The 22,633-nt window shown below is 38.0% G+C and carries 19 protein-coding genes; 13 read left to right on the top strand and 6 right to left on the bottom strand.

Features of this window, described 5'->3' with window-relative positions; all coding sequences use genetic code 11:
- Positions 1–1,525: 1,525 nt before the first annotated feature.
- A complete protein-coding gene (locus SOM16_RS20840; protein WP_320465924.1) occupies positions 1,526–2,641 on the bottom strand; it encodes a trans-sulfuration enzyme family protein in 1,116 nt (371 codons plus the stop codon).
- Between the two features lie 118 nt (positions 2,642–2,759).
- Here SOM16_RS20840 and SOM16_RS20835 point away from each other — a divergent pair, with 118 nt between their 5' ends.
- The 5 genes from SOM16_RS20835 to SOM16_RS20815 all read left to right on the top strand — a co-directional run bounded on the left by SOM16_RS20835 (position 2,760) and on the right by SOM16_RS20815 (position 7,851).
- A complete protein-coding gene (locus tag SOM16_RS20835) occupies positions 2,760–3,254 on the top strand; it encodes a lipocalin family protein (protein ID WP_320465923.1) in 495 nt (164 codons plus the stop codon).
- Positions 3,255–4,311: 1,057 nt separating this feature from the next.
- The gene (mqnE, locus tag SOM16_RS20830) at positions 4,312–5,505 is read left to right on the top strand and encodes an aminofutalosine synthase MqnE (protein WP_320465922.1); all 1,194 of its coding nucleotides are present in this window, start codon (positions 4,312–4,314) and stop codon (positions 5,503–5,505) included.
- A gap of 117 nt (positions 5,506–5,622) precedes the next feature.
- Positions 5,623–6,246, top strand: a complete 624-nt coding sequence (locus SOM16_RS20825) for a histidine phosphatase family protein (protein WP_320465921.1) — start codon at positions 5,623–5,625, stop codon at positions 6,244–6,246.
- A gap of 46 nt (positions 6,247–6,292) precedes the next feature.
- The gene (locus tag SOM16_RS20820; RefSeq protein WP_320465920.1) at positions 6,293–7,018 is read left to right on the top strand and encodes a menaquinone biosynthetic enzyme MqnA/MqnD family protein; all 726 of its coding nucleotides are present in this window, start codon (positions 6,293–6,295) and stop codon (positions 7,016–7,018) included.
- 56 nt (positions 7,019–7,074) lie between these two features.
- The gene (locus SOM16_RS20815; RefSeq protein ID WP_320465919.1) at positions 7,075–7,851 is read left to right on the top strand and encodes a Fic family protein; all 777 of its coding nucleotides are present in this window, start codon (positions 7,075–7,077) and stop codon (positions 7,849–7,851) included.
- A gap of 143 nt (positions 7,852–7,994) precedes the next feature.
- Here SOM16_RS20815 and SOM16_RS20810 read toward each other — a convergent pair whose 3' ends face one another.
- On the bottom strand, positions 7,995–8,309 hold the full coding sequence (locus SOM16_RS20810; protein ID WP_320465918.1) for an HPF/RaiA family ribosome-associated protein: 315 nt from the start codon (positions 8,307–8,309) through the stop codon (positions 7,995–7,997).
- Between the two features lie 309 nt (positions 8,310–8,618).
- On the opposite strand from SOM16_RS20810, the gene mutS reads away from it, so the two are divergent.
- The 3 genes from mutS (at position 8,619) to SOM16_RS20795 (ending at position 12,339) form a co-directional block, all read left to right on the top strand.
- A complete protein-coding gene (mutS, locus tag SOM16_RS20805) occupies positions 8,619–11,201 on the top strand; it encodes a DNA mismatch repair protein MutS (RefSeq protein ID WP_320465917.1) in 2,583 nt (860 codons plus the stop codon).
- A gap of 60 nt (positions 11,202–11,261) precedes the next feature.
- The gene (locus SOM16_RS20800; protein ID WP_320465916.1) at positions 11,262–11,765 is read left to right on the top strand and encodes a C40 family peptidase; all 504 of its coding nucleotides are present in this window, start codon (positions 11,262–11,264) and stop codon (positions 11,763–11,765) included.
- 106 nt (positions 11,766–11,871) lie between these two features.
- Complete coding sequence (locus SOM16_RS20795; protein ID WP_320465915.1) at positions 11,872–12,339, top strand: TlpA disulfide reductase family protein; 468 nt, start codon at positions 11,872–11,874, stop codon at positions 12,337–12,339.
- Positions 12,340–12,702: 363 nt separating this feature from the next.
- Here the strand turns inward: SOM16_RS20795 and SOM16_RS20790 are convergent, their stop codons facing one another.
- The 3 genes from SOM16_RS20790 to SOM16_RS20780 form a co-directional block, all read right to left on the bottom strand.
- Complete coding sequence (locus tag SOM16_RS20790) at positions 12,703–13,539, bottom strand: SDR family NAD(P)-dependent oxidoreductase (RefSeq protein ID WP_320465914.1); 837 nt, start codon at positions 13,537–13,539, stop codon at positions 12,703–12,705.
- Between the two features lie 55 nt (positions 13,540–13,594).
- Positions 13,595–14,434, bottom strand: coding sequence for an SDR family NAD(P)-dependent oxidoreductase (locus SOM16_RS20785; protein ID WP_320465913.1), 840 nt, complete (start codon positions 14,432–14,434; stop codon positions 13,595–13,597).
- Between the two features lie 82 nt (positions 14,435–14,516).
- Positions 14,517–15,428 carry a helix-turn-helix domain-containing protein gene (locus SOM16_RS20780; protein ID WP_320465912.1) on the bottom strand — a complete coding sequence of 304 codons (912 nt, stop codon included), beginning with the start codon at positions 15,426–15,428 and terminating at the stop codon, positions 14,517–14,519.
- Positions 15,429–15,722: 294 nt separating this feature from the next.
- Here SOM16_RS20780 and SOM16_RS20775 point away from each other — a divergent pair, with 294 nt between their 5' ends.
- Complete coding sequence (locus SOM16_RS20775) at positions 15,723–16,310, top strand: TetR/AcrR family transcriptional regulator (protein WP_320465911.1); 588 nt, start codon at positions 15,723–15,725, stop codon at positions 16,308–16,310.
- 303 nt (positions 16,311–16,613) lie between these two features.
- Positions 16,614–17,864 (top strand): beta-ketoacyl-ACP synthase II, encoded by a 1,251-nt coding sequence (fabF, locus tag SOM16_RS20770; protein ID WP_320465910.1) that lies wholly within the window; start codon positions 16,614–16,616, stop codon positions 17,862–17,864.
- Positions 17,865–17,910: 46 nt separating this feature from the next.
- Here the strand turns inward: fabF and SOM16_RS20765 are convergent, their stop codons facing one another.
- A complete protein-coding gene (locus tag SOM16_RS20765) occupies positions 17,911–18,561 on the bottom strand; it encodes a YceH family protein (protein WP_320465909.1) in 651 nt (216 codons plus the stop codon).
- A gap of 243 nt (positions 18,562–18,804) precedes the next feature.
- Here SOM16_RS20765 and SOM16_RS20760 point away from each other — a divergent pair, with 243 nt between their 5' ends.
- The 3 genes from SOM16_RS20760 to SOM16_RS20750 are packed head-to-tail and all read left to right on the top strand — an operon-like array spanning position 18,805 to position 22,534.
- Complete coding sequence (locus SOM16_RS20760; protein WP_320465908.1) at positions 18,805–19,428, top strand: (2Fe-2S)-binding protein; 624 nt, start codon at positions 18,805–18,807, stop codon at positions 19,426–19,428.
- Positions 19,425–20,408, top strand: a complete 984-nt coding sequence (locus tag SOM16_RS20755; RefSeq protein ID WP_320465907.1) for an FAD binding domain-containing protein — start codon at positions 19,425–19,427, stop codon at positions 20,406–20,408. The genes SOM16_RS20760 and SOM16_RS20755 overlap by 4 nt, the downstream gene beginning before the upstream one ends.
- A 2-nt stretch (positions 20,409–20,410) precedes the next feature.
- Positions 20,411–22,534 carry a xanthine dehydrogenase family protein molybdopterin-binding subunit gene (locus SOM16_RS20750; RefSeq protein ID WP_320465906.1) on the top strand — a complete coding sequence of 708 codons (2,124 nt, stop codon included), beginning with the start codon at positions 20,411–20,413 and terminating at the stop codon, positions 22,532–22,534.
- Positions 22,535–22,633 lie beyond the last annotated feature (99 nt).

The raw sequence follows: 22,633 nt of genomic DNA, 5'->3' as shown, positions 1-22,633 counted from the left end.
CCTTGCGCTACCGCCATTTAAATTTCGACGCGCTAATCCGACATCAGATCCAAGCCTTGAGTTTTGCTTCTTTTTGTCAAGAAAAAGAAGAAAGCCCTTCGGCGGCTAGCCGTGGCAAGACTGCGTAGCGGGAAAAGTTTCGGTAGGTGCTGGCACCAGCCGATAGAGGAATGTTACAAAAAAATGTCTTTTATGCTTCGGGTTAAAAAGATCTTATCGTGTCCTGGCCGGACGGGCCTTTTTTATTTTGACAGCAAAAGAAACAAAACTGCCGGCTCGCAATTTTTTTATCCAAGTTAGTAGATAGGGCTAGGTCAGTGCCATCCCAAAAAATTGACCATGCCGGTCTAAGAGCAGAACGAAGAAACGGTGGTTTGGCCTTGTGGGGTGGCCATAGCGATCGTATTTCTTGTTGTTATAAATATAAGTCTGCATCCTAATTCTCGTCGTGCTATTGCCACCCTGCTATCCGGCCTAGGAAATGATGGAAGGAGAAAACGTTAAAGCTTCAACCACTTATAAATCTAAGTCCGCATCCTAATTCTCATCATGCTATTGCCACCCTGCTATCCGGCATAGGAAATGATGGAAGGAGAAAACGTTGAAATTTTTGCACTCACATTTAAATTCCTCCAGCCCAAGGTAGCGCGAACGGCTCCCGTAATAAATCTTTATTACAAGGCAAATCGAGCCCTTGCGCTACCGCCATTTAAATTTCGACGTGCTAATCCAACATCAGATCCAAGCCTTGATTTTTGTTTCTTTTCATCAAGGAAAAGAAAATAGCCCTTCGGCGGCCAGCCGAGGCAAGACTGCGTAGCGGGAAAAGTTTTTAGCAGGTGATGACACCAGCCGATAGATGAATGCTACAAAAAAATGTCTTTTAGGCTTCAAGTTAAAAAAGATCTCATCGTGTCCTAGCCGGACGGGCCTTTTTTCTTTTGACAGCAAAAGAAACAAAACTGCCGGCTCGCAATTTTTCTGTTAAAGTTAGTGAGTAGGCTAGGTCAGTGCCATCCCAAAAAATTGACCACGCCGGTCTAAGAGCAGAACGAAGAAACAGTGGTTTGGCCTTACTAGGTGGTCATAGCGATAGTATCTCTTCCTCCTTTTTCAAAAAGAAGGCCCACTCGCTATTACCACCCTGCTATCCGGCCTAGGAAATGATGGAAGGAGAAAACGTTAAAGCTTCAATCACAATCTTTCATACCCTCCACAACCCAAGGCAGCGCGTCCGCTCCCGATCCTTCATCGGGTGCTTGTGCTGCCGAAATAAAGCTTTAACGAATTTATCCGACATCAGATCCAAGCCTTGATTTTTGGCTACCTTTTTATCAAGAAAAAGGTAGAAGCCCTTCGGCGGCTAGCCGAGGCAAGACCAAGCGATAGCAAGACACCACAACCAGATTTTAACATTAAGTCAAAGCGCAAAGATCCTGCGCTGTAATTAAAGTTTGAGAACGAAAAATTGCAATCCAAAGATCCTAGATCAAGCTAATAATGGCACTAAACTTTCAATTGACGGCTAACCTAAAGCTTGCTCCAAGTCCGCAATAATATCATCCGCATGTTCCAAACCCACTGATATTCTTAATAAATTTTTCGGCGTTTTACTATCAGGACCTTCCACAGAATAACGGTGTTCGATCAGACTTTCTACACCACCCAAGCTAGTTGCTTGTGCAAAAAGTTGCACTTTATTTACCACTTTGCTGGTTTCCTCCACACCTCCTTTAACCAGAAATGACATCATTCCACCAAAATCTTTCATTTGCTTTTTGGCTATCTCGTGTTGAGGATGTGTTTCCAAGCCTGGATAAAAAACAGCCTCCACATGTGGATGTTTAGACAGGTAATCAGCCACTATTTTACCATTTTCACAATGGCCTTTCATGCGGTAAGCTAACGTTTTAATACTTCTGCATAATAAATAGCAATCAAAAGGAGAGGGCACTGCGCCGCCGGTTTGCTGAATATTTCTAATTTTCTCCCAAAAGGAATCTTTTTTTGCAGTAACTACTATTCCCCCAAGCACATCGCTATGGCCGCCTAAATATTTGGTGCTGCTGTGCATCACAATATCTGCACCCAATAAAATAGGATTTTGTAAAACAGGTGTACCGAAGGTACTATCGCAAACCAAGATCGCTTCATTTGATTTCGCAATTTTTGCTATTTCTTCAATATCTGTAACCTTCAGCAAAGGATTGGATGGGGTCTCTATCCAAATCATTTTAGTGTTTGGTCTGATAGATTTTTTAATCAGCTCCAGGTCGGTCTGATCTACAAAATCAAACTCCAGGGAGTCATTAAAAATGGTTAGTAATTGCTTTTTAATTCCCCAATACATATCATCAGGTGCAATAATATGGCTTCCAGGTTTTAGCGCCTGGAACAAAGACATCCCGCAATTATTTCCCGATGCGAAGGCGGCAGCATCTTCACCATACTCTAATTTGGCTACAGTGTTTTCTAAAGCAGACCGGTTTGGATTACTTACTCGACTATACATGTGACCACCCGGATAGCCACCATCTTCATCACGAAAAAAAGTTGTAGATAAATTTATTGGAGGCGTAACATCACCTGTAGTATTTTTTACAAGATTAGAGGCGTGAATAGCAAGGGTTTCTGGTTTCATGATTTTTTAGTTGGAAGAGTTTAACAGCACGCAATTTAATAATTTAGTACAAATTTAATCTTCATAATTGTTTTGGCAAGATTTATGTAATCAGTTCAGCGAAATAAAAAAAACTAAAATGAAAAGATTATTTATAGCTATTGCAATAGCATGTTCTACTTTGGTAATGTTACAAAGTTGTTCCACTACTAAAAACGCTTCAACGGGTATAAACGGTGGGAGAGGTACAGTAACTGGCACCTGGGTACTAAACAATATCGCTTTAGAAGGTCTTCCAGACCAGGCTGTACAAGGTTTATTTGGAGAGAAATCTTACAAATGTTTTCAGGGAAGTACCTGGAAGCTTACTAATAGTGGAAATGGTTCTTATACTTTACCAGCCTCAAGCACCTGTGGTGAGGTAATGCAAACCATTTTCTGGTCAGCAACACCGGCAGAAGAAACTTTTCAGTTTAAGAAAATCTTTGAAGGTGATAAAGCTAAAAATGTAACAGAAGGTTATCGCCTCGTGTTAACACAATTATCAAAAGGTAACATGGTAATGAAATCTCCAATTGAGTTTGGTGGAAAAACAGCGAACATTGTATTAACGTTCTCTCCGGCAACAAATTAATAATTCACCTACAAAATACCACATGAAAGCACTTCTGAAAAGGGGTGCTTTTTTTGTTTTAAGAAGAGGAAGTAGCTGCCGATTATTTTCTTTGCCACGGAAGCACAGATGTACACGGAATTTTAATTTTCCGTGATTTCAGTGTTTCCGTGGCAATTATTTTATTCAAACTCTGTAGCAGAACAGCAGCATTTTGACATTTTTCTTGGAGCAGTATTGTTTTTTTTGTTTTAGGAAGAGGAAGCAGCTGCTAATTATTTTGTTTGCCACGGAAGCACAGACGTACACGGAATTTTTAATTTTCCGTGATTTCAGTGTTTCCGCGGCTATTATATTTTTTAAACTCTGTGGCAAACAGCATCATGTTAACATTTTTTCCGGCAGCAGTACTGTTTTTTTGTTTTAGGAAGGAAGTAGATGCCGATTATTTCTTGCCACGGAAGCACAGATGTACACGGAATTGGAATTTTCCGTGATTTCAGTGTTTCCGTGGCAATTATTTGATTTTAAACTCTGTGGCAAACAGCGGCATCTTAACATTTGTTCCGGCAGCCGTATCGTTTTTTTTGTTCTGGTAGTTGAAGTAGATGCCGATTATTTTCTTTGCCACGGAAACACAGACGTACACGGAATTTTTAATTTTCCGTGATTTCAATGTTTACGCGGCAATTATACTTTTTAAACTCTATGGCAAACAGCATCATGTTAACATTTTTTATTGCAGCAATATTTTTTTAGTTCTGGTTGTTGAAAAAGCTGCCGATTATCCCTTGCCACGGAAGCACAGATGTACACGGAATTTTTAATTTTCCGTGATTTCAGTGTTTCCGTGGCAATTATATCTTTTTAAACTCTGTGGCAAAACAGCATTTTTAATTTTATGAAGTGAAAGTAGCTGCTGATTATTCTGTGCCACGGAAGCACAGATGTACACGGAATAATAATTCAATGACATTAGTGAAATTATAAACTATTGAACCCATTATGTCCGTTTGTTACAAGAAAATGATTTTCAAATCGCCTCAATATTGTATTTTTGTTCGAAATGAAATCAGGAATGACAACAACTGCAGAAGTTGAGAAAATATTAGCTGATACTAACTTATCAACTGAATTACAAAACATAGCATCCAAAATACTTCGTGGCGAGCGAATTACTTTTAACGAGGGCGTTTATCTATACGAACATGCAGAATTGGGCTATCTGGGTATTTTAGCAAATTACATCAGGGAGAAAAAACATGGCGATAAAACCTATTTTAATCGTAATTTTCATTTAGAACCAACCAATCTTTGTGTATACGATTGCAAGTTCTGCTCGTATTCCCGCCTCATTAAACAAAAAGAAGAAGGTTGGGCTTTAACGATGGAGCAAATGCTCGACATCGTAAAAAAATACGATAACGAACCTGTAACCGAAGTGCATATCGTTGGCGGAGTTTTACCTCAATACGATGTAGCTTTTTATTCAGCTCTATTTACGGCAATCAAAACACACCGTCCCGATTTACATGTAAAAGCATTAACACCTGTTGAATATCATTATATTTTCAAGAAGGCTAAAATTGATTATGCTACGGGCATGAAGTTAATGAAAGATGCTGGCTTACAATCCATGCCTGGTGGCGGTGCAGAGATCTTTGATCCTGAAATTCGCGAGCAGATTGCGAAAGATAAATGTACAGGCGAGCAATGGTTAGCGATTCATGAAGAATGGCACAAACTTGGAATGAGAAGTAATGCGACGATGCTTTATGGACATATCGAAAGATTCGAACATCGTGTGGATCATATGGAAAAACTTCGCGAATTACAAGATCGTACAGGTGGTTTCCAGACCTTTATCCCTTTGAAATTCAGGAACCAGAATAATCAGATGAGCAATACGCCTGAAGTTTCGGTAATCGAAGATCTAAGAAACTACGCAATTGCGAGAATCTATATGGATAATTTTGATCACATTAAAGCTTACTGGGCAATGATCAGTAGAGAAACTGCCCAATTATCGCTGAATTATGGTGTAGATGACATTGATGGTACCTTAGATGATACCACCAAAATCTACTCTATGGCTGGCGCAGAAGAACAAACGCCCGCTATGAGTACAAAAGAGTTGGTCAATTTAATTAAACAGGTGGGTAGAATTGCTGTAGAACGTGATACATTGTATAACGTAGTTACGGATTTCGAACACGTTGTTTTCGAGGAGGATAAGAAGCCTCAATATTATAAGCTGCCAGTAGTCAATTAATTTTGAATGTATAAGTTTAGAATGATTGAATATTTGTACAGTCGAAAATTCAATCATTCACTCTGTTTAAATTCACTTCCTCTCTAACTTCATTAATTCTCTAATTCAAACCATTAAATGAAAAACATCTATATCATCCGTCACGGCGAAACAGAATTAAATAAACAGGGAATTGTGCAGGGCAGGGGAATCAACTCTGATTTGAACGACACTGGAAGGGCACAGGCTGAAGCCTTTTATCAGCAGTATAAAGGTATTTCGTTTGATAAGATTTATACTTCAGATTTAAAAAGAACCTGGCAAACTGTTCAAAAATTTATTGATTCTGGATTACCATGGGAAAAACTATCTGGATTAGATGAGTTGGCCTGGGGTGTTTGGGAAGGTCAGCCAAATAGCGAGGAAGCAAGGGATGCTTTCCGCGAAATGCTTCAAACCTGGGAAGATGGCAACTATACCGCGCATTTTGAAGGCGGTGAAAGTGTACAGGATGTATACGAACGCTTAAAGTACCCAATGGAGGTTTTATCAATCAGGCCTGAAGAAAAAAATGTTTTGCTTTGCATGCACGGACGAGCGATGAGGGTTTTTCTTTGCTTGTTGCTTGGGAAGCCACTAAGTGAAATGACAGGCTTTCCACACCAAAATACCGTTTTATACAAGATAGGTTTTGAAAATGGAAAGTTTAGCGTTCTCGAATTTAATAATGCTGTTCATTTGGATGGTTTGGTGATAGAATAATCTGCCAAAACCTCAAAGCCAGGCACAATAACTTTAATATAACACCTTGAATAAAATTAAAATATCGGCAGTAGCCTACACTAATACTAAAGCTTTCATTTACGGATTAGAACATTCGGACATCATCAATAAAATAGATTTAAGTTTAGATATTCCTTCAGACTGTGCTGCAAAAGTAATAAATGGTGAGGTAGATCTGGGTTTAATGCCTGTGGCTGCTATTCCATTGGTGCCTAATGCTAATATTGTGGCCGATTACTGTATTGGAAGTGATGGTGCAGTAAATTCCGTATTCATATTTAGCAATGTTCCCATCAAGGAATTAAAAACGTTAAAGCTCGATGCACATTCCAGAACCTCAAATAATTTAGCAAAAGTACTGTTGAAATTTCATTGGAAACAAGAAGTTGCATTCACCACAGATCAGCATGAGAAAACCGATGCGATTGTGTTAATTGGCGACAGAACTTTCGGTAAAAAAGATGATTATGCTTTTGCTTACGACATGGGTGAGGAATGGAAGAATTTTACCGGCTTGCCATTTATGTACGCAACGTGGGTGGCAAATAAGGAAATACCACAATCTTTTAAAACAGAATTTAATGCGGCACTAAAATACGGATTGGATCATCGAACTGAAGTATTAGCGGATTTACCGGAAACACCCAACTTCGATCTGGTAGATTATCTGAATAACAAACTTCAATTTGAAGTGACCGAAGACCGTAAAAAGGCAATGAATTTGTTTTTGGGTTATATTGAGGAGCTATAAAAATAGCTTTTAATAAGAACTATCTTTAATTTAGTACAAAAACAACCAGCGATTATATGTTTGATGAACTGAAAATCATACCTGTTAAATTACTTGATGATTATTGCTCACAAGTTAACGATGATTTGCAGGCGAGGTTTGATAATCTACAGGATGCAGAAATTTCAACAAACGAATTTAGCTTTTATACTTCTGTTTCTTCCGTTTATTCGAGCAAAATAGAAGGAGAAGATATTGAACTTGATTCTTATATCAAACATAAAAAGTTTGGAATTGAGCTTTTACCTGATTATACAAAGAAAATTGATGATTTATACTCGGCTTATGATTATGCAAAAAGGAATTTCTTAAATCAAGAAAACATTTCTGCCGCTCATCAATTATTAAGCAAGCATATTGTTGCCAGAAACTATCAAGGTAAGTTAAGAAATAGCAATATGTATGTTTCGACACCTGATGGGCGTATAGAATATTTCGCAATTTCTCCTTTCAAACTTCAGGAAGAAATGGTTAAATTTTATGATGATTTAGCCATATTGTTATCCCAGGAGCTAAATATCAAAGAAGTTTTCTTTTTTGCCGCTATGATTCATTTGGTCTTTGTTAAAATTCACCCATTTAATGATGGTAATGGACGGACAGGAAGACTACTTGAAAAATGGTTTCTGGCTCAAAAATTAGGGGAGAAGTCATGGTTTATGCAATCTGAAAAAATGTACTATAAAAACCACCAAACTTACTATAAAAATTTAAGAGCTTTAGGTCTGGAATACGAAGAACTTGATTATAATAAAGCAATGCCATTCGCTTTAATGTTACCAACAAGTATTTAGCAAACGATAAATTAAAAGTTATCGTTATAAAACCAAAATTTCATGTCGGGCTTGTCGAAGGATAGAAAAGTCCTTTATATTTTTCGACAAGCTCAACATGACAAATCTAAATTAATAATTAGACTATATCTATTATTCTTTTTCTAATGCGCCTTCAATTTTCCGGCAATTGTTTCCAATTTACTTTTCAATTTAGAAATCGCGCCAGTTAATGCTAAATCATAGTTATTTCCGAGATTAGTAACGGCAATAGGTTCCTTGCCTACAATTTTTGCTTCCAGTAAACAACGCTTATCATCTAATCCTTCTTTGCTGCCGTTCTCATCAGACAAGTGTACTTCAATCCTGCTGATTAAATCATCAAATCTGCCGATACCATCGGTAATCATCCCTTTAATTTTGTCTTCGTATTCCTGGTGTATCGTTAAGTTTTTGTCTGTATTTAGTTGAATCGTCATAATGATGTTATTAAGTTAAAACTATACTAAGCTAACAGTTTTATCGAGAAAACGTTTTAAATGGCTATGGTTAAGTTTTAATCCGTTGATTTTCAGACTAACATTGTTTTGTAATTTATATTTTTCTTATTAGAAGATGTTATTTTCATCTTGCGCTATAAATTAGCACTAGGCGAGGCCATGTTCAACCGTAAATAATCATTCAATTTTTCAACAAAACAGTCATAAAAAGCAGAATCCTATTATCTTTATAGCTTTTGCAAATTAATTTCAGTTTTGGCTAAAGACACGAATAAAGAAACCCCATTAATGCAACAGTACAACGCAATTAAAGCGAAGTATCCGGGTGCATTACTACTTTTCAGGGTAGGCGATTTTTACGAAACTTTTGGAGAGGATGCTATTAAAACATCACAAATCTTAGGTATTGTTTTAACAAGAAGAGGTACAGGGCCAAATGGTGGTGCTTTAGAACTTGCGGGTTTTCCGCACCATTCTTTAGATAATTATTTATCCAAATTGGTTAGGGCAGGGCAACGTGTGGCCATCTGCGATCAGTTGGAAGATCCAAAAGCTACAAAATCGATTGTTAAACGCGGGGTTACAGAACTCATTACGCCTGGTGTGGCTTATGGAGATAACATCGTAAATCAAAAATCCAATAATTTTTTAGCTTGTGTTTTCTTCGATAAAACACAAATGGGTGTTTCTTTCCTGGATATTTCTACAGGTGAATTTTTGATCGCTCAGGGAAATAGTGACTATATAGACAAATTACTTCAAGGTTTTAAACCGACTGAAGTGATTTTTCAAAAATCTAAAAGACAAACTTTTACAGAAAATTTTGGTGACCGTTTCTATACTTTTGGCTTAGATGACTGGCCCTTCACTTCCGACTATGGAAATGAAACATTGATGAAACATTTTGATGTAACTTCTTTAAAAGGCTTTGGGATAGATCGGTTACAAAGTGGAATTGTTGCTGCAGGTGTAGTTTTACACTATTTGGGTGAAACGGAACACAAAAACCTGCAACACATCACCTCAATCAGCAGAATTGAAGAAGATCGTTACATGTGGCTGGATCGTTTTACCATTCGGAACCTCGAACTGGTCAATTCTCCCAATGATAATGCGGTTACCTTATTTGATATTTTAGACCATACCTGTACGCCAATGGGCGCTCGTTTGTTGCAGAAATGGATTATTATGCCTTTGAAAGAGCTAAAGCCTATTCAGGAGCGATTGGGAATGGTGGAATATTTTGTAGTAAATAATGAATTACAGGAACAATTTTTAATCCATATTAAACAAATTGGTGATTTAGAAAGATTAATCTCTAAGGTAGGTCTGCAGCGAGTTGGTCCGCGGGAGTTGGTTGCCTTAAAACGAGCACTTTATCATATTGAATCTATTAAAAAGCTGGCAGCTGATTCGAAAAACCCATATTTAATTAAAATTGCCGATCAGTTAAATCCTTGTTTTGCCATTCGGGACCGGATTGAAAAAGAAATTCAACCAGAGCCTCCTGCCGTACTGATTAAAGGAAATGTGATTGCTGATGGCATTGATGAGGAGTTGGATCGTTTGAGAAAGATCGCCTTTGGCGGTAAAGATTACCTGGTTCAGATTCAAAAGCGTGAGGCGGAAGCCACCGGAATTCCGTCTTTAAAAATTGCTTTTAATAATGTTTTTGGGTACTATTTAGAAGTTACCCATACCCATAAAGATAAAGTACCTGAAGGTTGGATTCGGAAACAAACCTTGGTAAACGCAGAGCGATATATCACGCCTGAACTGAAAGAGTACGAAGATCAGATTTTAGGTGCTGAAGAAAAAATTCAGGCCATTGAGATTCGATTATACAATGAACTGATGTATGAAACAGCAGGTTACATTAAACCAATCCAGCTAGACTCCTTTCTGATTGCACAACTGGATTGTTTGCTTTGCTTTGCACAGCTCGCTGAAAAAAATCATTACAATAAACCGAAAGTAACTACTAAAAAGGTGCTTGATATTAAAGGTGGTCGCCATCCGGTAATTGAGAAACAACTACCTGTAGGACAAGAATACATTACCAACGACGTTTATTTAGATACAGATTCGCAACAGATCATCATGATTACTGGCCCCAATATGGCAGGTAAATCTGCAATTTTGCGACAAACTGCATTAATCGTGCTCATGGCTCAAATGGGTTCGTTTGTGCCAGCCAAGGATGCTGAAGTTGGAATTGTAGACAAAATTTTTACTCGTGTAGGGGCATCTGATAATATTTCTTCTGGTGAAAGTACGTTCATGGTAGAGATGAACGAAACCGCCAGTATCCTGAATAATATTTCAGATGATAGTTTAATTTTATTAGATGAAATAGGACGTGGAACAAGTACGTATGATGGCATTTCTATAGCATGGGCAATTGCCGAGTTCTTACATCAACATCCTACGGCCAGGCCTAAAACACTTTTTGCAACGCATTATCACGAATTAAATGAACTGGCGAATACCATGCCGCGGATCAAGAATTTCAATGTATCAGTTAAAGAAATGACCAATAAAGTGATTTTTCTTCGAAAACTGATTCCTGGAGGAAGTGAGCATAGTTTCGGAATTCATGTAGCAAAAATGGCAGGGATGCCTCCAAAATTAATTGGTCGTGCAAATGAAATTCTGAAGAAATTAGAAATTGATAGAACAGAAGGACAAAGTATTAAGGATAGCATTAAAAAAGTTCAGAATCAGGCTTATCAATTACAAATGTTCGCCATAGATGACCCTGTTTTAGTTAAAATTCGGGATACGCTTAATAATCTTGATGTAAATGCGTTAACACCAGTAGAAGCCTTGCTGAAATTAGATGAAATACAACGACTGATAAAAGATAATTAGTTGTAAAATACTGTAAATTTAAAAATGTTATTTTAAGGTTTAGACCGAAATACACATCATATGCTTAAAACGAAAAAGCGCTATCCTTACTTTATCATCTTTTTTTTTGTGATGGTTTTAGCATCTTGCGGAAGTCGGAAGTATACCGTACGTAGTGATACAAAAGCATCCAAAGCGGCAGATGCCATGGCAAATTTAAAAAGTAGACAGCTTTATAAGTTTATTACCGATTGGACAGGCGTAAAGTATCGTTTCGGAGGATTAGATAAACAGGGTATAGATTGTTCTGGCTTTGCTTTTTTACTGGAGAAAGAAATTTACGGCGTTACCCTGCCAAGAATTTCAAGAGATCAGGCAAATTTTGCGAGGAAAAAAAACTATGATTCACTGCAGGAGGGAGATTTAGTTTTCTTTTCATTTGGTGGAGGAAATGTAGACCACGTAGGTGTATATTTAAATAACGGTTTTTTTGTGCATGCCAGTACGAACAGGGGAGTGATTGTAGATGAACTGAACTTACCTGCTTATCAAAAAGCATTGGTTAAAACAGGCACAGTGAATTAATGGAGAGCGTTGGCATCTCGTCATATTTTATTCATGAAGCGATGATTAAATGCTTTTTTTTCAAAACCAGAGAAATTAACTTGTAAAGTTATTTATAGAAGAATCTATGCGACTATTTTTGATCATCTGTTTATCTTTTATCAGTTATGCTGTAAGTGCACAAGTGAGGTTGTTTTCAGTTGATGATTTAGACAGCCGCATTGCTGAAGGAAACGATACGACTTATGTAATTAACTTCTGGGCTACCTGGTGTTCGCCATGTGTAGCAGAGCTGCCAAATTTCGAGAAACTACGACTAGCCAATTTAGATAAACCTGTTAAAGTGCTATTAGTAAGTTTAGATTTTAAGTCTAAACTACAAAATACAGTGATCCCATTTGTTCAGAAAAATCAGCTTAATGCCGAGGTTTTTATCTTTAACGCACAAGACCGACAAGCTGATCTTCAACGTATTGACAAACAATGGTCTGGCGCAATCCCGGCAACATTGTTCGTCAATAAACAGAAGCGAAGATTTTACGAGAAGGAATTTACCGAAACGGAATTGAAAAATACGCTATTAGATTTTCAGTAAGTTAAGTAAATCTCTTGTAGAATAGTCTTTGAAAAACTGATTCTTCATCTGCTGAAGCAATCTCCATCAAATAGTCGTAAACGAGATTGCATCGTCGCACATCTTCGGAAAGAAGTTAATGGCAGAAAAATGGTGCGCCAAACTAAGCCAGTCTTCAGTAAAAAAAGGTTTTATCCGCTCCAGTGTAACTAACTTGCTAATAATAATATAAATCAAATCAATTAGGTTACGACATTACCGATGGTGGATGGTATGAATAATATCGCTAAAGGGTTCAGTGCGGGCAACTTTGGCATAAAACTTACGAAGTTTTCCGTTGGATACGCCAGCTAAACTTCGTAAGTTAAATTCGTCATTGTAATATTAGAAATTTGTTGCTGTGGCTAAAGCGCTCCAGGTTTCCATATCACGCTGAACATCACTTATTTTAGTTTCTGCGAGCGAGTAAGCATCCGGACCAAGAAACAGATGCAGTGGCGCATGCTCACTTTCCGCTACTGCAATGATCACATCACAACCTTTTGCCGGATCACCTGGCTGTTGGTTATTGATGTCGTTTTGATGTGCAGCCTGCGAATCACGAACTTCTTTGTAGGCGTCAATTGGATTAGATGGAACCGCTAATGAGCCCGAAGCAAGAAATTCCGTTCTGAAATATCCCGGCTCTATAACAGTCGCCTTTATACCCATTGATTTTACTTCAGCTGCTAAGGATTCTGTGAAACCAGCAACCGCAAATTTTGTTGCGCAATAGATTCCGAATCCAGGGAAATTACCCGTAAAACCACCAATTGAAGAGATGTTGAAAATATGTCCGGAATGCTGCTTTCTCATTTGAGGCAAAGCTTTCCTGATTACATTCAGTGAACCGAAAACGTTCACATCAAAGTTTTCACGGGCTTCTTTGTCGCTCAATTCTTCTAATGCACCTAGCATTCCATAACCAGCATTATTCACTACAAAATCTAACTGACCGAATTTGCTTATGGTTTTGCTTACAGCAGTTTCTACACTTTCTTCGTTTAATAGATCTACTGATAAGGGCAGGAAGTTTTCATCATTTCCAACTGCTTTCGATAGGTCATCCAGATTTCTTGAAGTTGCAGCAACCTGATAGCCAATGCTTAATAATTTTTTAACTAATGTAAGTCCGAGGCCTTTAGAAGCGCCGGTTACAAACCATACTTTTTTACTGTTCATAAATTTATTTTAATTATTATTTGTATCTGTAATTTTATTAGATGCGAATACTAAATTATCCATCTAAGTCGGTAGATATTGTGATCGCCTTCCAAGTTTGAATTTCTGTTGTTAATGCCGCTAATTTTCCTGTTGCTCTCGTTAGTGCATCATTTCCAAGCAATAAATGAATAGGTGGGTTTGGCATGCTTACCAACGAAATCATAGCCGCTGCAGCTTTTTCAGGATCACCGACCTGTGCGCCATCCATTTTTATGTATCTGGCATGAGCCTCGCGAACCTCTTCATAATCTCCAATTGGATTTTCGGGGAGTATTAGCGATTCTGGTGTTAGAAAATTTGTTCTGAATGCACCAGGTGCCACCACAGTTACTTTTATTCCAAAAGCTTTAACATCTTCAGCCAGAACTTCCGAGAATGCAATCACTGCAGCTTTTGTAGCTGAATAAATTGCCCATCCGGTTGCACCATTAATGCCGGCAATGGACGAAATGTTAATGATATGTCCTGATTTTTGTGCTCTTAAGTGAGGAATAGCTTTCCTGATCACATTGAGCGTTCCGAATACGTTTACATCAAAGTTGTTTCGGGTTTCCTTCTCGGTTAGTTCTTCTATACTCCCGCCAATGCCATAACCCGCATTATTGATGATCACATCTATTCTTCCAAATTGAGTAATCGTTGCATTAATGGCTTGCTCTACACTTTGTTCACTGCTCAGATCTACAGTAATCGGCAGAAATTTTTCTGAATTGGAATTTACGGCAGATGTTAATTCATTAATATTTCTGGAAGTAGCCGCAACATACTGACCAGCTTTTAGCAGCTGGTTCACTAAACTTAGCCCTAAGCCTTTCGATGCACCTGTTACAAACCAAACTTTTTTATATCCCATAATTTTATCCTTTTTGTTAAGACAAAATTACGCTGAAGGTTGATCTGGAATATTACGCTATTCAAACTGATGATTACGAAATTCAAACAATTCGGTAAGAGGTGGGCGTATGCTTAGTCAGTTTTTTAAAAAAGTTATTAAAATGAGTGGGTTCTTCAAAACCTAAACAATAGCCAATTTCTGATATGTTCCAATCAGTGTGTTTTAGCAATGCCTTTGCCTCACTTAATAAACGCGCTGTAATATAATGCGTAGTGGTTTTTCCAGTAGTTTCTTTAATTGCGCGGTTTAAATGATTAACATGAACCGAAAGTTGCGTTGCATAATCCTTTGCAGATCGCATGGTAAATCTCTGTGAAGTGGTTTCTATCGGGAATTGGCGTTCCAGTAATTCGGTAAATACTGAAGTTATTCTGGCATTGGCATCAGTATGTTTGAATAAAGTTTCTGACGGCTGCATTTTTAGTGCGAAATGGGTAATCTCGGTAATATAATTTCTTAATAAATCATATTTGTATATATAATCGGTATTAATTTCTTCGAGCATTTTGGTAAAAATTGATGAAAATACGGTATCTTGTTTCTCATCTAGTATATATGCTGGTTTACCTCCGGGAGCAAACATGGGTAAATCACCAATGTTTCCGCGAATTTTTTCAGTGAAGAAAGCCTCTGTAAAAATGCAGAAAAAACCAGTAACATCACTTTTACTGCCACTTGCTAGTTCCCATGTATATGGCACCAATGGATTAAAAAACATTAGGGCGGTGCCATTTATTTCGATACTCTTATCTGCATAATGATAAATGTTATGACCCCTGTTAAGCGTGATTTTGTAAAAATCTCTGCGGTTATAACTTATTTGTTTACTGTCATCACGAAGACAATCCTCCAGTTTGAAAACATTAAAATGGCCAACACCCTTCTGCAGGTTCTCGGGTAAAAAACTAAATTTGTTTAGATAGAAGTCTTCAATAGTTTCTGTTGTACTCATCAATCAAAGTTACAAAATTCAAACGAAGGTTTCAGCATCGTATTCAGATTTCACTTTGTAATACGTTTCAGGTTATATTATCCCAATAAGTCTTTGGATTAAGCAATTCATTGATATCGACGACATACAAGGTATTTTAATAATCCTGCTGCGTTTGTAAACCACGCTTTGTTATAATGGATGTTACTACTGATAATTTACCGGTAAATTGAAAAACAGCATAAAAAATTAATAGTACAGGTTCATGACAAATAAAAATACCGATCGGTATATATTTGCTTACTGTAAATTAATATGACAAAATCAGAAAAGACAAGGCATTATATTGTTGAGAAGACTGCATCCATTTTTAATAAAAAAGGTTATTCCGGGACGTCGCTAAATGATATGATTACTGCCACTGGTTTAACAAAAGGGAGTATTTACGGAAATTTTATCAATAAAGATGATGTCGCTTTGGCCGCCTTCGACTACAATATAAAAACTGTAGAAATGAAAATAGAAGCGCTAATTGCTAAACAACCTGCTACTAAAGATAAGCTTTTGGCGTATTCGTTGGTATACCAGGAATTAATAAAGGGTGAATTTTGTCCTGGCGGCTGCCCGATCCTGAATACTTCTATTGATGCTGATGATACTCATCCGGCGCTCCGGGAAAGAGCTTTAATTGCGCTTTTAGCCTGGAAGAACAGGATTGTTAAATTAATTCGGGCTGGCATGGCCAATAGTGAAATAGCAACCGAAGCTAATCCCGAACAGATTGCTTTAACAATGATTGCTATAATTGAAGGAGGAATCATGATTTCCAGACTTACCGATAACCTGGCAACACGTGAAATGCTTAGGGAATCTTTAACGGCATATATTAATAATCTTAGCTAATCACGATAATTAAGACCATTATGATTCGATCTAAATTTCAAATAAAAATAGAAAAACCTCAATATTAACTAATTACTGGATTATCTGGATGAAGATGAAAAAGAAAATGACTTTAGGCCTTATTATAATGATATTTGCGCCTGAATATCAAAATTGATAATCTAAGATTGAACAGCATTTTAATTCATACTAATGAGCCAATTGGGTAAATCATCTGTATTAATTAAGATGCTAAGAATATCAATCACCAAATAAATCAAACACTGGTTACTTATTTATTAAAGCAACCGAAAAAATCATAGCATGAAAAGAGTAGTAGTAACAGGATTGGGTGCGATAACGCCCCTTGGAAATACCGTTAAAAGTTTCTGGGAAAACATTTTAGCAGGTAAAAGTGGCGTTGGCCCAATTACCAAATTTGATACCGGTAAGTTTAAAACACATTTTGCAGCAGAAGTAAAAGACTTCAATCCTGAATCCTTCCTGGACAAGAAAGAGGCCAGAAAATATGATACGTTTACGCAGTATGCCATTGCATCAAGCGACGAAGCGATTAATGACGCAGGATTAGATTTCACCTCAATGAGTGATGATCAACTTGCTGAGGTGGGCGTAATCTGGGCAACAGGAAACGGTGGTATTTCTACCTTTGAGCAACAATTAGCAGAATTTCATCAGGGAGATAAAACGCCAAGATTCAGTCCATTCTTCATCCCTAAAATGATTGTAGATATTGCGGCTGGTGCCATTTCTATCCGCCACAAACTGCGTGGTCCGAATTATTGCACCGTTTCTGCATGTGCATCTTCAAACACCGCAATAATCAATGCCTTTGATACCATCCGTTTAGGTAAGGCAAATATAATGGTTGCCGGTGGTTCAGAGGCTGCAATTACCGAAGCTTCTGTTGGTGGCTTTAACGCGGCTCAGGCATTGTCTAAAAGAAACGATAGTCCTGAAACGGCATCAAGACCCTTCGATGAAAGTAGAGATGGATTTGTAATGGGAGAGGGTGCTGGTGCCTTAATTTTAGAAGAGCTTGAACATGCTATTAAGCGTGGTGCATCTATTTACGCGGAAATTGTAGGTGGCGGAATGGCTGCAGATGCTTATCACTTAACCGGAACTCCTCCTGATGGTATCGGTGCTGCATTAGGCATGAAAAAAGCATTAAACGATGCCGGAATAACTGCAGATAAAATTGATTATATCAATGCACATGCAACTTCAACTGGTCTTGGTGATTTAAGTGAATTGAATGGCATTAAAACAGTTTTTGGCGACTCAAACGTAATTATTGGTGCATCCAAATCAATGACAGGGCATTTACTTGGTGCTGCTGGTGCGGTTGAAAGTTTGATTAGTATACTAGCCATCAGAGATAGTATCATTCCGCCAACAATTAATACCCAAACACTTGATGAAAAGATCCCACAAGGATTAAATATTGTTCTCGGACAAACTATTAAAAAAGATATCAACTATGTGTTAAATAACACTTTCGGTTTTGGTGGGCATGTAGCCAGTACAATTTTTAAGAAATACGAAGGTTAATTTTGTTCGTTTATCGTTTTTTGTTTCGATCAATCGTTTGGCATTTTTACTTATCCATTAAAAGATTAACCATTTCTTTTAAATCTTCTACTTCTTTTTCTAGTCTTAAAATACGATTTTCCAACGCTTCATTGGGTTGGAAAATTGTTGTTTCCGGGGCTTGCTGATTTGTTTCCTGAATTTCGCTTTGTTCTCCAAGTAAATGAATGAAGCGGGATTCTTTCTGACCAGTTTTCTTAGGCAGTTGTTTTACGAAAGCTGGCTCTCCTTCAGATAATTTAATAAGTTGATCTAATACCTCTTCGATACTATCAAATTCATAGAGTTTACCAGCATTGCTATTAATTTCTCCCGGTGTTAATGGGCCACGTAGCAACAGCAAACAAAGAATAGATAGTTCTGATGGGATTAATGGATAAACAATTCCAAGATTATGCTTGTATTTAATTACCCTACTTGAACCACCTGTAGCTTTAGAGATTAAGCCTTTTATTTTCAACGAATCTAGCGTTAAGGTGACTGTTTCCTCGTCATAATTTACAACCGGATTCCGAGCACTTTTCTGGTTACATGCCGCAGTTAAACTGTTTAGAGTCATCGGGTAATAGTCAGGCGTAGTTCTGCTTTTTTCTATTAACGATCCGAGAACGCGTTGCTCTTCTAATGATAAATTTGGTAGTGGTTTTGCATCTTCCATTTTATAAAAATAGAAATTGACTTCACATTTTCGTAATTATTTACGCATTTTAAAATTTAACTGCTTAAAATGTAATTGGTGTTGCTATCATAATTCAAATTCGGTTGGTTACGCAGCGAAATATTTGCATCGAAACGAAACATAAATTTTACTTAATAGAATAATTCTAAATTCTTTAATTGAGAAAATCCCATCATAAGAATAACGATCTTTAAAATTGCACATTACTACAAAACATTACTTATGCAATCATCTGATCAGAAACCGAATCAGGGAGACAGCAGGAGAGACTTCCTAAAAAAAAGCTCTATCATAACTGCCATTGCCCTCACACCAACCGTTGCCGTAAAAGCCGCAGAAAACCAGGCTGATGAGCGTTTCGCTGAACTATTTGAAAAAATTCCACTCCATTTAACTGTAAATAATAAAGCATATCAAACAGCCGTTGAACCGAGAGTAACCCTTCTTGATTATTTAAGAGAAGAGCTGCACTTAACAGGTACGAAAAAAGGTTGTGATCATGGCCAGTGTGGTGCTTGTACCGTACATATAGATGGAGAAAGGGTAAACTCATGTTTAAGTTTAGCGGTAATGAATGAAGGAAAAAAAATTACCACTATCGAAGGCTTAGCTGATGGCGAGGAACTACATCCAATGCAGGCGGCGTTTATTAAACATGATGGTTTCCAATGTGGGTATTGTACCCCAGGACAAATCATGTCTGCTGTAGCCTGTGTAAATGAAGGACACACAAATTCGCGTGCTGAAATAAGTGAATACATGAGTGGAAACATTTGCAGGTGTGGCGCTTACCCTAACATCGTTGATGCAATTGTTGAAGTATCGAAAGGAGGAACGAAAGTATGATCAACTTCCAATATTTAAGAACAACAACTTTAAAATCTGCGCTTTCATTGATCTCGAAAGATAAAAACGCTAAATTTCTTGCAGGCGGTACCAACCTGATTGATTTGATGAAACGAGGTGTTACCGCTCCTGAAAAACTGATTGATATTAACCACGTACCCTTAAAACAAATCGAGGCGATTGGCGATAAAATAATGATTGGAGCACTGGCTTCAAACACTGCCGTTGCAGAACACGCATTAGTTAAAGATAAACTGCCATTGCTAGCTATGGCACTAAATGCTGGTGCTTCTGCTCAACTGAGAAATGTAGCAACTGTTGGCGGAAACATGATGCAACGTACGCGGTGTGGCTATTTTTATGATACAGAAATGCCTTGCAATAAGCGGCAGCCAGGCACTGGTTGTGGAGCAATTGGTGGTTTTAATAGAATGCATGCAATTTTTGGTACATCAGATCAATGCATTGCTGTACATCCTAGCGATATGTGTATTGCATTAGTCGCTTTAGATGCGACTGTTGTTCTATCCAGCACTAAAGGGGAACGCAAGGTTTTATTTAAAGACTTTCATCGCCTGGCAGGTGATAACCCACAGTTGGATAACAATTTAAAGTCTGATGAAATGATTGTTAGGCTGGAGATTCCTACCAATAATCTCCATAAAAATTCTCATTACCTGAAAGTAAGAGATAGAGCGTCTTATGCGTTTGCACTGGTATCCGTTGGTGCTGCATTAGAACTTTCAGAAAACAAAATTAAAGATGTTCGGCTTGCAATGGGAGGTGTGGCACATAAACCCTGGCGTTTAACGGCTGCAGAGAACTTTTTGAAAGGTAGGGAAGCCACAGTTGAAAATTTTGAGCAGGCTGCAAAGCTGGCCATGATCGATGCGAAAGGTTATGGAGAAAATGATTTTAAACTTCAAATGGCTCCAAATTCAATTGTCGAAGCATTAACCATTGCAAAATCAAAAGCTTAATCATGGAACAAAGATTAATAAAAGATGAGAATGACCGAGTAGACGGTATTTTCAAAGTGACGGGAAAAGCTAAATATTTTGCCGAATATGAATTGCCAGGATTAACCTATGGTGTTCTGGTTACGAGTACCATAACAAAAGGGAAGATAACATCATTAGATACAAAGGCTGCAGAAAAAGCGCCTGGTGTGATTGCAGTGGTTTCTCACCTGAACAAACCTTCAGCGCCAGCTTATGAGCAAGAGGGTGGTTCACCAATGAAAATATTTTACACTGATAAAATATTTTATAATGGGCAACCCATTGCCATAGTAGTAGCTAATACTTTTGAACGGGCTACTTATGCCGCTTCTTTAGTTAAAGCATCTTATACAAAAGATTCATTTAATACTGATTTCGAAAAAGCCGTTAGCGATGCGCAGTCAAAAAAACTACAGGGCCAGCCAGATTATAAACGCGGGATAGAAAATGCTTATCAAACGGCTGAAGTTAAAGTAGAAGAGAAGTACCATCTCCCGATCGAAACGCATAATCCTATGGAATTACACGGGATTATTGCAGATTGGAAACCAAATAATCAGGTAGTGGTTTATGCAAAAACACAAGGCGTTAAAGCTACTCAGGGTACCATAGCAAACGTTTTCAAAATTCCTGTTGAGAATATTCAGGTAAATTCTGAATTTGTTGGCGGTGGTTTCGGAATGGCTTTACGAACCTGGCCAGCTGAAATTGCCACAGTGATGGCTTCCAAACAAATTGGTAAACCTGTCAAACTGGTACTTACCCGTATGCAGATGTTTACCATGGTTGGAAATCGTCCTGCTGCTATTCAAACCATTGGATTAGGTGCTAAGAAAGATGGAACGTTAACCGGTATTACGCATCGGGCATTTGGTGAAACTTCTGTTTACGAAAATTTTACGGAGGGCGTAGTGAATATGGCAAAGTTCATGTATCAATGCGATAATGTAAACACCCAATATACAGTTGTTCCTGTTGATTTAGGCGTTCCAATCTGGATGCGTGGACCAGGTGAGGCAACAGGAGCATTCGCGCTGGAAAGTGCGATCGATGAATTGGCCCATGCGCTGGATATGGATCCGCTCGAGTTCAGAATTAAGAATGATCCAGAGCGAGATCAACAGCGTGATAAACCATTTTCTGATAAAAATATTAAAGAAGCTTACCGGATAGGTGCACAGAAAATTGGTTGGAGTGAGCGGAAAAACAAACCTGGAAGTTTGGTAGATGGTCAGTGGAAAATGGGTTATGGCGTAAGTATTGGTGTATTCAATGCAAATAGGGGCAGAGCCAGTGTGAAAGGAATATTGAAAGCCGATGGATCTTTAGTGCTTCAAAGTGCAACTAGTGATATTGGTCCGGGTACCGGAACAGGTATGGTGCTTATCGCTAGTCGGTTATTAAAAATTCCGACAGACAAAATAAAGTTTGAACTAGGAGATTCTTCATTGCCTCCGGCACCAAGTCAGGGTGGTTCTGCGACGCTTTCTACTGTAGGTTCTGCTGTTAATGATGTTTGTGTTGCCTTAAAATCAACGGTGGCTGAATTGGCAGCCAATTCTAATATGGATGCGGCATCTAAATTTGTGGATGTATTAAAGAAAAATAACTTACCGTCTATTGAAGTGATGAAGCAAAGTCAGGCGGGAAAAGAACGGGAAGAATATTCTATGTATTCATTTTCCATCCACTTTGTAAGGGTTAAAGTTCACAGTTTAACTGGTGTGGTGAAGGTAGATAAAATTGTTTCTGTCGGAGATTCGGGTACCATTGTGAGTCCGAAAACGGCAAGAAGTCAAATGGTAGGTGGTGCAGTAGGTGGCGTGGGGATGGCTTTAACAGAAGAATCCATTATTGATCACCGCTATGGAAGGTACATCAATAATAACTTTGCCGATTATCATGTTCCGGTAAACGCAGATATTCCTGAAATAGAGGTTCATTTCATCAATAAACCGGATCCACATATTAATCCAATGGGCGCCAAGGGAATGGGAGAGATTGCCTTGATTGGTTTTTCTGCAGCGGTGGCCAATGCGGTTTTCAATGCAACAGGTAAAAGAATCAGAACACTGCCGATTACACCTGATAAGATTTTAGCCTAGTAGGTTCTATTGTTAGTCGGGATCTCTAATCCCGACTATTCAAATTACGGATTTTAAATCAGTAGTTAAGGAAGGACGAGATTATAAATCTCGACCAAC

It is taken from the genome of Pedobacter sp. CFBP9032 (assembly GCF_034045265.1).
In the GTDB taxonomy this organism is placed as follows: domain Bacteria; phylum Bacteroidota; class Bacteroidia; order Sphingobacteriales; family Sphingobacteriaceae; genus Pedobacter.
This window is presented reverse-complemented; position numbering and strand designations above follow the sequence as displayed.

What these genes read in the sequence shown, in the direction of transcription:
- SOM16_RS20840 (WP_320465924.1), bottom strand. Translation starts at nt 2,641, where the DNA reads ATGAAACCAGAAACCCTTGCTATTCACGCCTCTAATCTTGTAAAAAAT.
- SOM16_RS20835 (WP_320465923.1), top strand. Translation starts at nt 2,760, where the DNA reads ATGAAAAGATTATTTATAGCTATTGCAATAGCATGTTCTACTTTGGTA.
- mqnE (WP_320465922.1), top strand. Translation starts at nt 4,312, where the DNA reads ATGACAACAACTGCAGAAGTTGAGAAAATATTAGCTGATACTAACTTA.
- SOM16_RS20825 (WP_320465921.1), top strand. Translation starts at nt 5,623, where the DNA reads ATGAAAAACATCTATATCATCCGTCACGGCGAAACAGAATTAAATAAA.
- SOM16_RS20815 (WP_320465919.1), top strand. Translation starts at nt 7,075, where the DNA reads ATGTTTGATGAACTGAAAATCATACCTGTTAAATTACTTGATGATTAT.
- SOM16_RS20810 (WP_320465918.1), bottom strand. Translation starts at nt 8,309, where the DNA reads ATGACGATTCAACTAAATACAGACAAAAACTTAACGATACACCAGGAA.
- mutS (WP_320465917.1), top strand. Translation starts at nt 8,619, where the DNA reads ATGCAACAGTACAACGCAATTAAAGCGAAGTATCCGGGTGCATTACTA.
- SOM16_RS20800 (WP_320465916.1), top strand. Translation starts at nt 11,262, where the DNA reads ATGCTTAAAACGAAAAAGCGCTATCCTTACTTTATCATCTTTTTTTTT.
- SOM16_RS20795 (WP_320465915.1), top strand. Translation starts at nt 11,872, where the DNA reads ATGCGACTATTTTTGATCATCTGTTTATCTTTTATCAGTTATGCTGTA.
- SOM16_RS20790 (WP_320465914.1), bottom strand. Translation starts at nt 13,539, where the DNA reads ATGAACAGTAAAAAAGTATGGTTTGTAACCGGCGCTTCTAAAGGCCTC.
- SOM16_RS20785 (WP_320465913.1), bottom strand. Translation starts at nt 14,434, where the DNA reads ATGGGATATAAAAAAGTTTGGTTTGTAACAGGTGCATCGAAAGGCTTA.
- SOM16_RS20780 (WP_320465912.1), bottom strand. Translation starts at nt 15,428, where the DNA reads ATGAGTACAACAGAAACTATTGAAGACTTCTATCTAAACAAATTTAGT.
- SOM16_RS20775 (WP_320465911.1), top strand. Translation starts at nt 15,723, where the DNA reads ATGACAAAATCAGAAAAGACAAGGCATTATATTGTTGAGAAGACTGCA.
- fabF (WP_320465910.1), top strand. Translation starts at nt 16,614, where the DNA reads ATGAAAAGAGTAGTAGTAACAGGATTGGGTGCGATAACGCCCCTTGGA.
- SOM16_RS20765 (WP_320465909.1), bottom strand. Translation starts at nt 18,561, where the DNA reads ATGGAAGATGCAAAACCACTACCAAATTTATCATTAGAAGAGCAACGC.
- SOM16_RS20760 (WP_320465908.1), top strand. Translation starts at nt 18,805, where the DNA reads ATGCAATCATCTGATCAGAAACCGAATCAGGGAGACAGCAGGAGAGAC.
- SOM16_RS20755 (WP_320465907.1), top strand. Translation starts at nt 19,425, where the DNA reads ATGATCAACTTCCAATATTTAAGAACAACAACTTTAAAATCTGCGCTT.
- SOM16_RS20750 (WP_320465906.1), top strand. Translation starts at nt 20,411, where the DNA reads ATGGAACAAAGATTAATAAAAGATGAGAATGACCGAGTAGACGGTATT.